General features: G+C 47.6%; 8 protein-coding genes. All 8 read left to right on the top strand.

Translation table 11 applies throughout. The features are described 5' to 3' along the window. The first annotated feature begins 24 nt into the window (after nt 1-24). The 8 genes from BUB18_RS03570 (at nt 25) to BUB18_RS03535 (ending at nt 15,296) form a co-directional block, all read left to right on the top strand. Nucleotides 25-1,464 carry an APC family permease gene (locus BUB18_RS03570; RefSeq protein WP_073078059.1) on the top strand — a complete coding sequence of 480 codons (1,440 nt, stop codon included), beginning with the start codon at nt 25-27 and terminating at the stop codon, nt 1,462-1,464. 18 nt (nt 1,465-1,482) lie between these two features. After that, nucleotides 1,483-2,772 (top strand): DcaP family trimeric outer membrane transporter, encoded by a 1,290-nt coding sequence (locus BUB18_RS03565; RefSeq protein WP_073078057.1) that lies wholly within the window; start codon nt 1,483-1,485, stop codon nt 2,770-2,772. 10 nt (nt 2,773-2,782) lie between these two features. Beyond that, nucleotides 2,783-3,805, top strand: coding sequence for a glutaminase A (gene glsA, locus BUB18_RS03560; RefSeq protein WP_218587979.1), 1,023 nt, complete (start codon nt 2,783-2,785; stop codon nt 3,803-3,805). A 160-nt stretch (nt 3,806-3,965) separates the two neighbouring features. Further along, entirely contained in the window at nt 3,966-4,907 is a 942-nt protein-coding gene (locus tag BUB18_RS03555) for a DnaJ C-terminal domain-containing protein (protein WP_073078055.1), read from the top strand. Then, complete coding sequence (locus BUB18_RS03550) at nt 4,900-5,247, top strand: hypothetical protein (protein ID WP_073078053.1); 348 nt, start codon at nt 4,900-4,902, stop codon at nt 5,245-5,247. The genes BUB18_RS03555 and BUB18_RS03550 overlap by 8 nt, the downstream gene beginning before the upstream one ends. Further along, on the top strand, nt 5,244-6,668 hold the full coding sequence (locus BUB18_RS03545; protein WP_073078052.1) for an MDR family MFS transporter: 1,425 nt from the start codon (nt 5,244-5,246) through the stop codon (nt 6,666-6,668). The genes BUB18_RS03550 and BUB18_RS03545 overlap by 4 nt, the downstream gene beginning before the upstream one ends. Before the next feature lie 42 nt (nt 6,669-6,710). Then, the gene (locus tag BUB18_RS03540) at nt 6,711-8,153 is read left to right on the top strand and encodes a hybrid sensor histidine kinase/response regulator (RefSeq protein WP_073078050.1); all 1,443 of its coding nucleotides are present in this window, start codon (nt 6,711-6,713) and stop codon (nt 8,151-8,153) included. A gap of 207 nt (nt 8,154-8,360) precedes the next feature. Then, nucleotides 8,361-15,296, top strand: a complete 6,936-nt coding sequence (locus BUB18_RS03535) for a cadherin domain-containing protein (RefSeq protein WP_143159812.1) — start codon at nt 8,361-8,363, stop codon at nt 15,294-15,296. Nucleotides 15,297-15,304 lie beyond the last annotated feature (8 nt).

The raw sequence follows: 15,304 nt of genomic DNA, 5'->3' as shown, positions 1-15,304 counted from the left end.
AACGCATTCAAACTGTTTCTGAATATGGCTGCAACTTCATCCAGCAAAATAACATACGTTAGTCTGGCCCTGATGACCGCTGCTGCGGTGATCAGCTTACGTGGACTACCCATGATGGCGAAAGAGGAGCTTACCATGTTTTTTTACATCGGTTTTGCTACATTTTTATACCTCATACCGGCGTCGCTGGTGGCGGCCGAACTAGGCAGTGCTTTCAGTAACAAGGGTGGTGGTGTGTACACGTGGATCAAGGCTGCATATGGCTCCCGCATGGGATTTCTGGCCATCTGGCTGCAATGGATTCAAAATGTGGTCTGGTATCCCACGGTGCTGGCCTTCGCCGCAGCCTGTATAGGTTATACCATCGGTAAACCGGAGCTGGCCAACAACGGAACATTTGTGGGTGTCTTTTCCATTATTATTTATTGGCTGGCTACCCTGCTGGCTTTTAAAGGCACTGATCTGATCAGTAAAGTCACCAGTTATGGGTTTGTAGTGGGTACCGTAATTCCGGGAGTTGTCATCATCCTGATTGCTATTGTTTATATTCTTAAGGGAGATGAAATTCAATTCCTTCATCCACAGGAAAACGTGGCCAGTATAGTGAAGGAGGTGGATGGCAGACTGCATCCACGCCTCTTTCCATTTATCGGCGGTGTAGGTGACATCGCCTTCCTGGCCGGTATCCTCCTGTTGTTTGCCGGTGTGGAAGTACATGCCGTACATGCGCAGGAGTTAGACAATCCGCAGAAGGATTTTCCCAAATCTGTATTGCTTGCAGGTATTATCATCTTTGCCCTCTTCACCTTTGGCTCACTGGCTGTAGCTACTGTATTGCCTTACGATCAGATTGACTTGCAGGCCGGTTTGATGGAGGCTTTCCGGGTGATCTTTACCAAGGTAGGTGTGCCGTGGGCCACAAGTATCATTGGCATCCTGGCGGCCTTTGGTGTGCTGGCGGGGGTTACATCGTGGATTTCCGGCCCCAGCCGTGGTTTGTTGTGGACAGCCAAGGAAGGTGTGTTACCGCCCTTCTGGTCTAAAACCAATGCAAATGGCGTGCAGGTGAATATCCTTATCGTACAGGGTTGCATCGTAACGATCCTATCGTCCCTTTATTTCTTTATGGATAATGTAAGTGTGGCCTTTTTCCTGTTGAGTGCCCTCACCATCGGTTTATACCTGATTATGTACCTGATGATGTATGCAGCAGGTATCAAGCTGAGGTATACGGAACCTGATTTACCGAGGACTTATAAAGTACCTGGAGGCAATGCAGGCATGTGGTTTTTCGCGGGAATTGGTTTTGTGGCTACCCTGTTTTCTTTTGTGGTGGCATTTTTCCCGCCAACGCAGTTGCCCGTGGGCAGTCCGGCTTCCTACGTAGCCATGGTGGCTGGTGGTACGGTGATATTTGTGGCGATTCCGCTGATAATTGCCAAAAAGCCGCACACACATCTCTAAAAAATAAAAACAGATATTATGGGTAAATACCTTCGGTTTGCGAGTGGTATTTTATTCGGCAGTATACTCGGGTTGTTGATAGCCGGGCCTTTGCAGGCTCAGGTAGATACCGACAGCCTCCTGCGGAGAATAGATAGCCTCGAGGCCAAAGTAGACAGGATTCAGCAACGCAATATCCGGCCACAGCCTGAGAGTCGCTCCCAAACAAGGAGTGCATTGGAATCCGGCCGCTATGGCGGGTTTGTAGTAGCCGACCTGAATAATACCAAACTGACTATAGGCGGGTTTATCCAGGCGGATTTCATTTATGATTTCAAGCAACCGGGTAATACACAGGCGTTTGTGCCTGCCAGTATTCCAATAAATAATCTCTCCCGTGGCAACCTGGCTTTTTCGCCCCGGCAAACCAGGCTTACCATCGGATCGGAATCGGATACCAAATTAGGCAAGCTCAAAACCATCCTGGAATTTGACCTGTTTAATCCCGACGGCTCCTCCGTACCCCGCCTCCGCCACGCCTGGGGCCAGGTGGGCAGATGGGGTGCAGGGCAGTACTGGTCCGGCTTTATGGACATAGATGTGTTCCCCAATACCCTGGATTACGAGGGACCAAATGCCATGGTATTTGTGCGCCAGATCCAGGTAAGATATACACAGCCGCTTACGCGGAAAGCAACGCTGGCATTTTCCCTGGAAAACCCCGGCAGCGATGTGAAATATCCTGCAGACTCCGGCCTTTCATCCCGTACACTTTACCCCGATGTAGTAGCACAGTACCGCTGCAATTTCACTGAAGGCAGCCACATACAGCTGGCAGGGTTATTACACCCCATCTCCTATCAAACGGCCGCGGATAACACCACCACCGATATAGGCTGGGGTTTTAACCTGACGGGTACAATCGAAGTAAGCAAACGTAATAAGGATAACTTCGTGTACCAGGCTACTTATGGCCAGGGCATTTCCAGGTATTTTAATGACCTGGGAGGCGGTGGCTACGACGCGGTGGCAAAGAGTCAGACCGCACTCAAAACCATACCGGTACTGGGTCTCATGGGCTTTTATGACCACTGGTGGAGCGACAAGCTCAGCACTTCGCTCGGCTATGGTTATCTCAAGCTGGACAACCAGCAATGGCAGCCGGTTACAGACTTTAAATCCACCCAGTACGGGGTGCTGAACCTGCTCTATTATCCATCTTCCTTTGTGAAATTCGGCCTGGAATATCTCTATGGCAAACATATCACGATTGATGACCAGAGTGGCGACAATAGCCGGCTCCAGCTATCAATGATGTACAAATTTTAAAACACTCCTTATGAAAAGCATGTACACTGTTATCTGCGCATTGATATGTTTACTGCTCCAAGCTGGCAGTTTGATGGCGCAGAAGGCAAAACCAGGGCTCACAGAAGCTAATATCCGTGCAGCCATGAACGAGGCGTATGATAAATTCAAGAATGCTTCCGGCGGAGCCAACGCCAATTATATTCCCTACCTGGCGGATGTGGACCCCAAACTATATGGCATCGTGGTGTGCACCGCCGACGGAAAAGTTTTTGAGGTAGGCGATACCAAGTATGAGTTTGGTATTGAATCTATTTCAAAAGTATTTGTACTGGCCCTGGCTATGCAGGACAACGGTCAGAAGGCCATAGAAGACAGCATTGGCGTGAACGCCACCGGTATGCCATTTAACTCCGTACTGGCGGTAGAGTTAGAACCTGCCAGAGCAGTAAACCCACTGGTAAATGCCGGTGCCATGGCTACTAACAGCTTTGTGAAGGCCCCCAACAAAACTGCAAAATGGGCAAAAATCGATGACATATTTGCCAAATTTGCAGGGCGCCGACTACCTGTCATAGATAAGCTCTATCAGTCGGAAACCGCTACCAATCAGCATAACAGGGCAATCGCCTGGTTGCTGTATTCTTATGGCAGGTTTTATGATGATGTAGATATGTCCGTGGACCTTTACACGAAAGCATGCTCCTATGGTACCAATGCCAAAGACCTGGCAGTGATGGCGGGCACGCTTGCCAACAACGGTATTAACCCGGTGACAAAGGAAAAAGTCATCAACCCTGATTTCTGCCCTAAAATATTAGCGAATATGATGACGGAAGGCTTGTATGACTCTACCGGCGACTGGGTATACCACACAGGACTGCCTGGCAAGAGCGGCGTGGGCGGCGGCATTATTGCCGTTGTTCCCGGTAAACTGGCAATAGCCGTGTTTGCGCCACCGTTAGATAAAGCAGGAAATAGTGTTAAAGGTCAGTTAGCGGTGAAATATATGGTTGATAAATTAGGTTTGAATTTGTTAGATGGAAGGAATTAGTTTTTGATAATACCCGGAGATTGTACTGTGCCTGCGGCGCAGCACAATCTCCGGGAGTGGTAAGGCCTTAGGCCTTACCACTCCCGGAGGAAAAAAGCAAAAATCTTTATGATTCCGTAATTTCATAGAACAAGTTCATACCATAACAAGTTTTATAATTATGGATGTAAAAGACTACTATAAAATCCTGGGTGTAGAAAAAAGTGCAACGGCTGATCAGATAAAAAAAGCCTACAGAAAGCTGGCGGTGAAGTATCACCCCGATAAGAATCCTGATAACAAAGCGGCCGAAGATAAATTCAAAGAAATCAACGAGGCCTATGAAGTGTTGAGCGATGAGGAAAAACGCAAAAAATACGATCAGTTCGGCGAAAATTACAAGTATTACGAGCAGCATGGTGGCCGTCCGGAAGATTACGACTGGTCGCAGTTTGGCGGCGGTGGTGGTGGACAGTCCTACCACTACCAGGGTAACATGGAAGATATGTTTGGCGGGGAAGGCGGAAATTTTTCTGACTTCTTTGAGCAGCTGTTTGGTAACCGCTTTTCCGGTGGAGGCCGCAGGCAGCAGCGTACCACACGCGGCCGCGATGTGCAGGCAACCATGGAGGTGAGTCTGGCAGATGCCTATAACGGCGCTACCCGCCAGGTAGAAGTAAACGGCAGCAGATTGAATATTAAGCTCAAACCGGGCCTTTACGAAGGCCAGGTAATACGGTTGAAGGGCAAAGGTTCCCCGGGCCGCCAGGGCGGCGAAAACGGGGACTTACTCATCTCCATACAACTGGCTCCCCATCCCGGATATGAATTGAAAGGGCAGGACCTGTATGCAGATGTGGACATCCCCCTGTATACTGCCGTGCTGGGTGGAAAAATTACCGTGCCTACACCTGGAACTTCCCTGAACATGAATATTCCCGCAGGCACAGATAGTGGCAAGGTTTTTCGGCTGAAAGGGAAAGGGATGCCTGCATACGACAATAAAGGAAATGCCGGCGATCTCTACATTAAATCGGTGGTACACATACCCACCAACTTATCTGACAAAGAAAAAGAACTGTTTCAGCAACTTTCACAACTAAATGAGAATGGAAATGCTTAAACTATTTGATTATCTCGAAGATATTGCGGCAACGGAAAGGATTTCACAACTGCGTAATCCGCCATTGCTGTATACCGCCAGTGAAATCATGAAGGAGCTGGGCTATGAAGAGCTGGCCATGGCTCAGGAGCCGCTGGATAGAGCCATGCACGCCTGTGCAGCCCTGCATATACCGGTTAATTTCAATTTCCGTAAAGTATACTGTTTTAAAGACGGTGAAATGGTGACCGACTGGCAATTATCAGAACTGGCATCGTACCTGTTTATGATCAACTGTAATCCGCTGAATCCGGTGGTTGCAAAAGCACAACTGATATTCATGATGAAAGATAAAGTATGAGAGATGTAAACCGGACGGGTATATTGATTGTGATCATTATGGGAACTATCATGGCCGGGATAGATTCCAGTATTGTCAATATATCCCTTCCCGTTATGAGCCGGCAGTTTAACTGTACACTCGATGAAATTGAATGGGTGATCACAGTCTACATGCTCAGCTTCTCTGTACTGATGCCACTTACCAACTGGCTCAAAAACCGCATCGGATTTTTTAATCTCTATCTCGGTGCCATTACCCTTTTTACACTCGGTTCTCTGTTTTGTGCCCTTTCCACCGATCTCCCCAGTTTACTGATTGCCCGTATTATACAGGCCCTTGGCGGTGGTGCTATGGCGCCTACCAGCATGGCCATTATTTCCTATGTATTTCCTGCACGGGTGCGTGGCACCATACTGGGCTGGTGGGGACTGGGCAACCTCGTGGGACCTGCCATAGGCCCTACACTGGGTGGTATACTCACAGAGCATTTCGGATGGCCCTCCATCTTTTATATCAATTTACCAATTGGTGTACTTACCGTGGTAATGGCCTTTAAATACCTCGGCATTTTGCGGAAGCAGCCGAAGATAAAGCTGCCATTCGATCTGGCGGGATTTACCACACTGACTATTTTCCTCGTGGGCTTGCAGTATGGTATCGCAAAAGCCGAAAGAGTAGGTCTGTCATCTCCCCAGATAATAATTACATTGGCAATAGCTTTCCTGTCGCTCATTGCATTTATCGTGATCGACCGCCGGGTGAAAACGCCTATCATCGATTTGCAGCTGTTTAAAAATTATGCATTCGTAAGTTGTATACTGGTTACGATATCGCGGGCGGCCGCCCTCTTCGGCGGGCTGTTTCTTATGCCGTTTCTGCTGCAGGAACAGATGGGTTTTTCAGAGGGGATGTCGGGCCTGCTGATATTGCCTAACTCCGTGTTTATGGCGGCGCTGATGCCCTTTGCCGGCAAATGGTCCGACAGGCACGGGAGCCGGGAAATTTCCATGGCGGGGCTGGTGCTGCTGGCAGCTTCGATGTTTCTGTTTGCGCGACTGGATGTAGGCAGCACGGTGCAGAGTGTGATCATCACCATGGTTATTCGCGGCCTCGGAATGGGGCTGCTACTGGCACCACTGAATGCGGCTACCCTCAGCGCCGTGCGGCCGCCGGAGGTGACTATGGCTTCCAGCATCAGTACCTTAATGCAGCAGGTAGGTGGCGCCCTGGGTATCGCAATGCTGGCCATTATAACGCAGGGAGCGTACAACGGTCATATTCTCAATGGCGTGTCCAATATGCAGGCGCATCACCTGGCGCTAAAACAGGGGTTTCATATTTCCATGATTATCCTGCTGGTAACCCTCATACCTGCCTGGTTTATGCCACGACGAAACATCGTACGCAAAGCAGAAGAGGAAGTACATATCGACACTTAGGAACAATATTTGACTGCATCTCAGAAAAAACTATTTTTAAGAATGGCCAACACAGGAATGAAGCGCATTTTAATGATTGATGATGATGAAGATGATTTCTTTCTCGTAAATGCACTACTGCAGGATATTTCGCCTGATCAGTACCTGTTGGAATGGGCATCCTCCTACCAAAAAGGCATTATCGCCATTGAATCCATGCAACATGATTTGTACCTGGTGGACTACCGTTTGGGTGGTTTCACAGGTATCGATGTGTTGAAGCATTTTCGCCAATTGGGGATTAATGCCCCCGTTATTTTATTCACCGGAAAGGGAGATTATCGAATAGATAAAGAGGCGATGGAAGCCGGCGCCTCCGATTACCTGGTAAAATCAGAAATCAATGCAGCCCTGTTGGAAAGGGCTATCCGTTATACACTTGATAAGTATGCACATCTGAGTGCCATCGCAAAAAGTGAAAAGCGCTACTTCAGTATTTTTGAAAAATCCAATGACCTTATTTTACTGGTAGATGCAGCCCAGCGCATCATTGCAGCCAACCCGGCTGCATTAAGGCTGCTGGGGTACGACGACGCTACGCTGTACAGTTTTCATCTGCAGGATTTATTTGCTACGGAAGAAGAAGGGGCACGCTTTGCGGCGCAGCCGCTGTCGGCCTTTAACACGCAGCATAAAGAATACCTTTTCCGCAACCGCCAGCAGCAACTGCTGGAAGTAACGATGAGTGTTTCCCTGCTGGATGAAAAGAAGGAATTATATCTCTGCCTGATCCAGGATGTAACTGCCCAAAAGCAGAAAGCAAGAGAAAAGCAACAGCATGAAAAATTTGCGATCACCGGTCGTATTGCCCGGGTAGTAGCACATGAAGTAAGAAACCCACTGACGAATATTTTACTGGCTACCAGTCAGTTGAAAATGGAGCCGGTGGCTGAAACGGAGGATGCGGTGCTGTATCTCGACATCATGGAGCGCAACTGTACAAGGATCAACCAGTTGGTAACAGAATTACTACAGTCAACAAAAATGGTGGAACTGACTATGCAGGAGCAAAATCTGCACACCATGATCCACAAAGCTATACAGATGGCTGCGGACAGAATGCAGCTGCATAACATGCGCCTGGAATACAAGCTGGCCAATCACTCTCCTATTATTTGGGCCGATGAAGAAAAGCTGCTCATTGCCCTGCTGAACATTATTATTAATGGCATAGAAGCTATGGAGCCAGGAAAGGGCGTACTCGAAATAGAAACTACTATTGATAACAACAAAGTGTTACTTCGTATAACCGATAACGGTAGCGGCATTTCTGCCGAAAACCTGGGTAAATTGTTTGAACCGTTTTTCACCAGTAAAACAAAAGGTACGGGACTGGGGCTTACTGCTACTCAAAATATCATTCTTAATCACAAGGGTACAATCAACGTGAAATCCGCTCCCGGAGAGGGAACCAGCTTTTTTGTCACCTTCCCGCTGCTATGCTGACCTGAAAAAAAAATTAAATTTGCGAAAATAATCATCTATCTTTCCGGCCGAATTATACCTACTTCATTTTAGCCACCCTACCGAAAAGCTGCGAATCGCATTGCCTGCAGCAGATAATCGATCGCTTTACCACATCAAAATCAATTATTTAAGTACTACCAATACGTGCAGCTTATCCCTGTATTTCTATTGGCTATTCATCCGACTATGCACCACTTTACCGTACATCGTCAGAGAAACAGCTTTGTGTTTTCTCTTGTTTTACTCCTACTAACCTTTTTCGCAGTCACAGCCAATGCGCGTACTGCGCCCCTTAAAGCGGCCGCCGTGCCGGTAATCGCCAGTGTTCAGGTACCTGTTACCGGCAATTACAAAAAAAATGACAAGCTCACCTTCACCGTAAACTTTTCCAGTGTTGTACGCATCACTGCATTGTCGCGCATAGCGCTGACGATCAACGGTCAAACCCGTTATGCCATCAACGAATCCAATGGGGACGCCAGTGTGCAGAAATTTAGCTATGTGGTAGGGCTGGGCGATGATCTCAGCAACGGCACCGTTTATTTTGATAACAAACTGGAAATTGTGTCTGGCCTGATTCGCGATGTAGCCTCCGGTGATTACCTTGATCAGGGATTAGTGAATTTACCCGTTGGTACGCCAGTGAGCATTACTAATACAAATGTGGACGGAACACCGCCAGTACCGGGCGTTTTCCAGCTTACCGGCCCTAAGGATGTGGCGGTGAGCGTGCCTGCATTATCTTTTACCATCAGCTTCTCAGAAAAGGTTGCCAATGTAACAAAGGCAGGTTGGGTGGCTACAGGTACTACCAAGGTTACCTACAGTGATTATAATGTAGTTATGAATCCTGACCAGCAAACAGGATTGATCACTTTCCTGAATGTTACCAACCTGGATCACCGCGATTCCGGTATGCTGGGCGTGGCCTTAATTCCGGGCCCGAGTGGCATTACCGATCTGGCAGGAAACCCGTTGGAGGCTACAGGCGTTAGTAACTCCTACTATATGGAAAAGGCAGTACTCACGGCACCTGTTCCCACTATCTCCGTGGTAGGTGGCAAAACTAAAGTGAACGGGCCTTTCACCGTGAAAGTGGTGTTTGATAAAACAGTGTTGCCTGCTACATTTGATGCTGCTAAATTAACTGTAACCAATGGTACTGCCGTATTTACAGGCAATCCCGCTATTGGTGTATACGAATACCAGGTAACTCCCGCCAGCACGCCGCAGTCGGGCGCTATTACCGTGAAGCTGCAACCGGGCGCCATTAAAGGCGAAACAAACCTGGATAATGTGGCGTCTAATGAGCTGATTTTAAATTATGACCTGGTGCGGCCTGTGGTACAGAGTATTGTGCCTTCTACCAACAATGTACTGAATCAGTTTGAGGCAATAGTTACCTTCAGTGAGCCAGTGTCGGGGCTTTCCGCCACCGGTCTGCTGGGTACCAATGGTGCGGTTACCATTAGTGAGCTGGCGCCTGTTAATGGCACGGTTTATAAAATAACTTTTGTTCCTGTTACGCCTACGGCAGATATTAACTACGGCGTTATGGAAAATGCCGCGTATGATGAATATGGCAACGGTAACGTAGCCAGCACCATCGGCACTTATCATTATGACGCGGAAATACCAAGGCCGCTGTCGCTGGTGCCTGCAACGGCTACACCTACCAACCTCAATACCGGCGCGTTTGTGCTGACTTTCAGTGAAGAGGTGACGGCACCGCTGATCACCGATTTTGTTACTGCTACAACCGGTTCTGTGGCGGGTGCTACGGTGTCGGCCGTGGTGCGACTTACGCCGGCGTCTTTTCGTATAGACTTAACCGGTATCACCGGCGATGGGGATTTGAACTTGTCGTTACTCGGTACCGCTAATGTTCGGGATAACTACAATAATAAAATCGGAACCGGCATTAGCAGCAGTTATATTACTTACGATCATACATCACCGCAGATTACATTGCCTGCCGGCGGCGGTGCTTACGGAGCACCATTTACCATCACATACAGCTTTAATGAAGCCGTAGTGCCTGGAGATCCGGCCGCATTCAGCTTTACCAATGCCACGCAGGGTGCTTTAACGAAGGTGGATGATACACATTACAGCACGCTGGTGTCGCCTGGTGTTACCGGCAACTTCAGTGTAACGGTTCATCAGAATGCGTTTTACGATAAGGCAGGTAATCCGCTGGCTGCTGCGGCAACATTCCAGGCGTTGTATAACAATGATATCCCTCAGCCGGAACTCACCAGGGTGCCGGGATATACCTCACCATTTACGGTGAATGTGCATTTCTCTATTCCGGTAACTACACCGATAACTGTGACGGGCTTTGCTGGCACTAACCTACAGGCGCTAACCCTGCAGCCGCAAGCAGGTACTAACAACCAGGACTATACGTTGCTCGTAACGCCGTTTGCGGCGGGGCCTGTATCTGTATACCTGAATGCAGCTGTGACACAGAGTAGCACCGGTATCCCCAGCGCGATATCTAATACTTTAACCTGGACATACGACGACGCCGATTTCAATGTGGTGCTCACCGGACCTTTGGTAGCGGTAAACAGTTTTGTGGCGGATGTTGTGAGCAACAAGGATATAGATCCGTTAACCGCGGATAAATTCGATATTGCCAATGGCACCATTACCAATATTCAAAAAATTTCGAACACCCAATATAAACTTACAGTAACTGCGGCCAGTACGGGTATCGTTACGGTGCAAATGCCGGCCGGCGCTTATTTTGATGCGGTGGGCCGCCCGAATACGGCAAGTAACAGTCTGGCCGTTGATGTTAGTGTTAACCTGGCACCTACGGACATCACGCTCTCTAAATCCAATGTAGATGAAAACAGTGTAACCGGTACCGTGGTGGGTATATTGGGCGGTGTGGATCCTAATGCGGGTAATACTTTCACTTTTGACGTGATTGGTGGGCCGGATATGGCCAGCTTTGAAGTGAATGGTGCAGGTGAGCTGGTGACTAAAGCTGTATTTGATTATGAAACTAAAAACGAATACCGTATCACTATCAAGATAACGGATAACTATGGTGCCTGGTTTGCCAAAGATTTTGTGATAACGGTGAATGACGTCAACGAAGCGCCAACAGATATTCTCTTAAACAATACCAATGTAGATGAAAACAAGCCTGTAGGTACAGCCATCGCTAATGTAACCGGTATGGATCCGGAAAATAATTCACTCATCTTTACACTGGTGAATACCGCCGATGCAGCCATGTTTACCATAGGTGCAGATAAGATACTGAGAACAGCGGCGGTATTTGATTATGAAACTAAATCGACCTACACCATCCGCATCAAAGCGGAGGATCCCGGAGGCCTTTCTTTTGAGAAAGATTTTACCATTCACGTGCAAAATGTGAATGAGAGCCCGGCATCCATCTCCCTAAATAATAATACAGTGGATGAAAATAAACCTGCCGGCACATTAGTAGGTACATTCACTGTGCAGGACCCAGATAACTTCACCTTTGACATGGAACTGGTGCCTGGCGGTGATGCCGATAAGTTTGAACTGGATGGCTATGAACTGAAAACAGCTGCATCTTTTGATTACGAAGTCAAAAATCAATATAACATCCGCGTAAGAGCGGTAGATGGAGAAGGATTGGATGTGGAAAAGGATTTTGTGATTTATGTAAACAATATAAATGAGCAACCTGTAGATCTTACCATATCCAATAGCACCGTAGGTGACAATGCTGCTATCAATACCACGGTTGGTACGCTGAGTACCACTGACCAGGATGCCGGCGACACCTTTACCTATTCACTTGCTGCCGGTGGTGATAACGATGCGTTCCTGGTGTCAGGCAATACGCTGCTCACTAAGCAAACATTTGATGTTACAGTGAAAACCAGTTACACCATCAGTGTAACCACTACAGATGCAGGCGGATTGAGCTTTACTAAACAGTTGACCATTACCATTGTGCATGTGCCATTGGCACCAACGGATATCAGTTTATCAGCTAACACTATCAATGAAAACCAGCCGGTAAATACGGAAATCGGTACGTTCACCACAGTGGATGCCAATGCGCATGAAGCATTTACCTATACACTGTTGCCGGGTTTGGATGCAGACAGTTTTAATATTGTAAACGACAAGTTGTACAATAAGGTAGTATTTAATTACGAGAAAGGACATACTTATAGCATTAAAGTGCAGGTGAAAGATGTGGATGGACTTACTTTTGAGAAGGTATTTACCATTACCGTAGCAGATGTAAATGAAGCACCGGTACTTGCACTGAGTAATACAACTGTGGATGATTTCAGCCCCGCAGGTACCATCATTGGCAACCTCACCGTAACCGATGAAGATGCCAATGAAACACAGGCCTTGACCTTTGACGGCGGTGCAGATGATGCCAAGTTTGAAATGGTGGGAGGCCAGCTGAGCATTAAAACAGTAGTGGATTATCTGGCAAAATCATCTTATGAAGTAAAAATTAAAGTAACAGACAAAGGCGGGCTCACAGATAGCAAAACCTTTATCATTACTGTAAACCGGGTGAATAAAGTACCAACGGATATTCAACTGAGCAGTAATACGGTAAATGAGAATCTGCCGGCTGGTACGCTGGTGGGTACCTTAACCGCCACCGACGCCAATGCGGATGATACCCATACTTTCAGCATTGAACCTGGAGGGGATGCCGCAGCGTTTACTGTTGTTGGTAATGAATTACGTACGAATGCAGCCTTTGACTTTGAAACAAAAAATAGCTACGCTATTACCATTAAAGTAACGGATGCAGGCAGTGCGACTTTTACGAAATCCTTTACCATACAGGTAAATAACGTAAATGAAGCACCCGATGTAAATCTGAGTAAAACAGCAGTAGACGATTATAGTCCGGTGGGTACCGTAGTGGCAAACATTATCACCAGCGATCCGGAAAACGACGCAGTAACCCTGGCGTTTGCAGGCGGTGCGGATGATAGCAGGTTTACCATTGCTAACAATGTGCTCAGTATGGCTGCAGTGGTAAATGCGGCTACACAGTCTTCCTACACGATAAAAATCAGGGCAACGGACAGCCATGGAAAAGATACCGTGAAAACATTTGTGATCACTGTTACAATTGTGAATCCGGCGCCTACAGCTATTCAGTTATCTAACAATACGATTGAAGAAAATAAACCTGCTGGTACTGTAGTGGGCACTCTAACGGCTACTGATGCCGGTAACGATACGCACACCTTTACAATTTTGCCGGGTGGTGACGCAGCATCCTTTACTATTCAGGGAAATGAGTTGCGCAGCAGTGCAGTATTTGACTACGAAGTGAAACAGGCTTACACCCTGCGTATACGCGTAACCGATGCAGGAAATAATACATATGAAAAAGACTTTACGGTAACCGTAACGAATGTGAATGATGCACCAACGGCCATTAGCCTGAGTGGGAATACCGTGATGGAAAACGTGGCTGCCGGAGCTACGGTGGGAACTTTAACCGGTACTGACCAGGATGCCGGTGATATACTCACCTTCAGTTTAGCAGGTGGGGCAGATGATGCGGCTTTCGAGATCAGCGGTACTACGTTAAAAACCAAAATTGTATTTGACTACGAAACCAAGCGCCAGTATAACATTAAGATTAAAGTGACAGATGCAGGCGGATTGAGTTATACGCAGGACTTTGTGATCGGAGTGACGAATGTAAACGAGCCACCAACCGACTTCCAGCTGGATAACAATACATTGCCGGAATTAAAACCGGTAGGTACCGTAGTAGGAAATCTTACTGCTACCGATCCTGATGCAAACGAAACCTTTACCTGGACGCTTGTTGGCGGTGCCGATCAGGCTAAATTCAAGGTGACCGGTAACCAGGTAGTAGTGAATGGAGTGCTGGATTATATGCAGCAGAAGAGCTATACCATTCGCATCCGTGTAACAGACGCTGGTGGCTTATGGATAGAGAAGGACGTGACCATTACCGTAACATCCACGAACTCCGCGCCAACTAATATCTCCCTGGATAAAAACAGCATACTGGAAAATGCACCTGCCGGCACTGTTATCGGTACGCTGAGTGCCACCGATCCGGATGCTGGAGATGTATTTACCTATGCATTTGCCGGAGGAGCAGACGATGCTAAGTTTAAGATCAACGCCGGCAACCAGCTGATTTCAGACGCTGTATTTGATTACGAACAGAAGAACAGTTACAGCGTTCGTGTACGCGTTACCGACAAGCGCGGTTTAACGTTTGAGAAAGACCTGGTGATTGCCGTAACAGATGTGAATGAAGTGCCTACCATTAATGCCGTTACCAAACAGGTAGTGTGTGATGGACACCAGGCACAGGAAATACGCCTTACCGGACTGAGTGCAGGACCTGAAACCGGGCAAACTATTACGCTGGTGGCTACCAGCACCCAGGACTTCTTTACCAGTCTCACCACCCGGGATAACAAGGATGGTACCGGTGCTGTAAGGTTTACTTTAAAAGACAACACCAAAGGCTCAACCACTATTACTGTATTGGTGCGTGACAATGGCGGAGTGGCAAACGGTGGTGTAGACCAGGTGGCGATTACTTTCGAGTTGCTGGTAAACGAGTTGCCGGATGTAAAAGTGGTGAGTGATAAACCGAACCCTGTGCCAGCGGGCAGCATCGTGAAGCTGACTGCCAGTGGTGGTGTAAGCTACGAGTGGGGCGACGGGGCTTACATTATTGACGGAAGGAATATGCCAGTACTTACGCTGAAACCGGAAGCGACCAGTGTATATCTGGTCACGGTTACTAACGAGAACGGCTGTACGGTTACTACCGATTTTAAAGTAGAAGTAAGCGGAGAGGTGCAGGTAGAAGCTGCGAACCTGCTTACGCCCAATAGTGATGGTATCAACGACCGCTGGATGGTAAAAAATATTGGCCGTTATCTGAATAACGAAGTGAAAATTTTTGACCGTGCTGGCAGGCTGGTGTACACCAGAAAAGGTTATAACAATGAGTGGGATGGAAAGCTGAATGGGCAACTGCTGGCAGAAGGCACTTATTACTATATCCTTGATCTTGGCAATGGTACCCGGATGAAAGGCTTTATCACCATTGTTCGCGAACATTAAACACATTC

This window comes from Chitinophaga jiangningensis, assembly GCF_900142605.1.
Classification (GTDB): domain Bacteria; phylum Bacteroidota; class Bacteroidia; order Chitinophagales; family Chitinophagaceae; genus Chitinophaga; species Chitinophaga jiangningensis.
The sequence above is the reverse complement of the archived record's forward strand: the minus strand, read 5'-3'. Positions and strand labels throughout refer to the sequence as shown.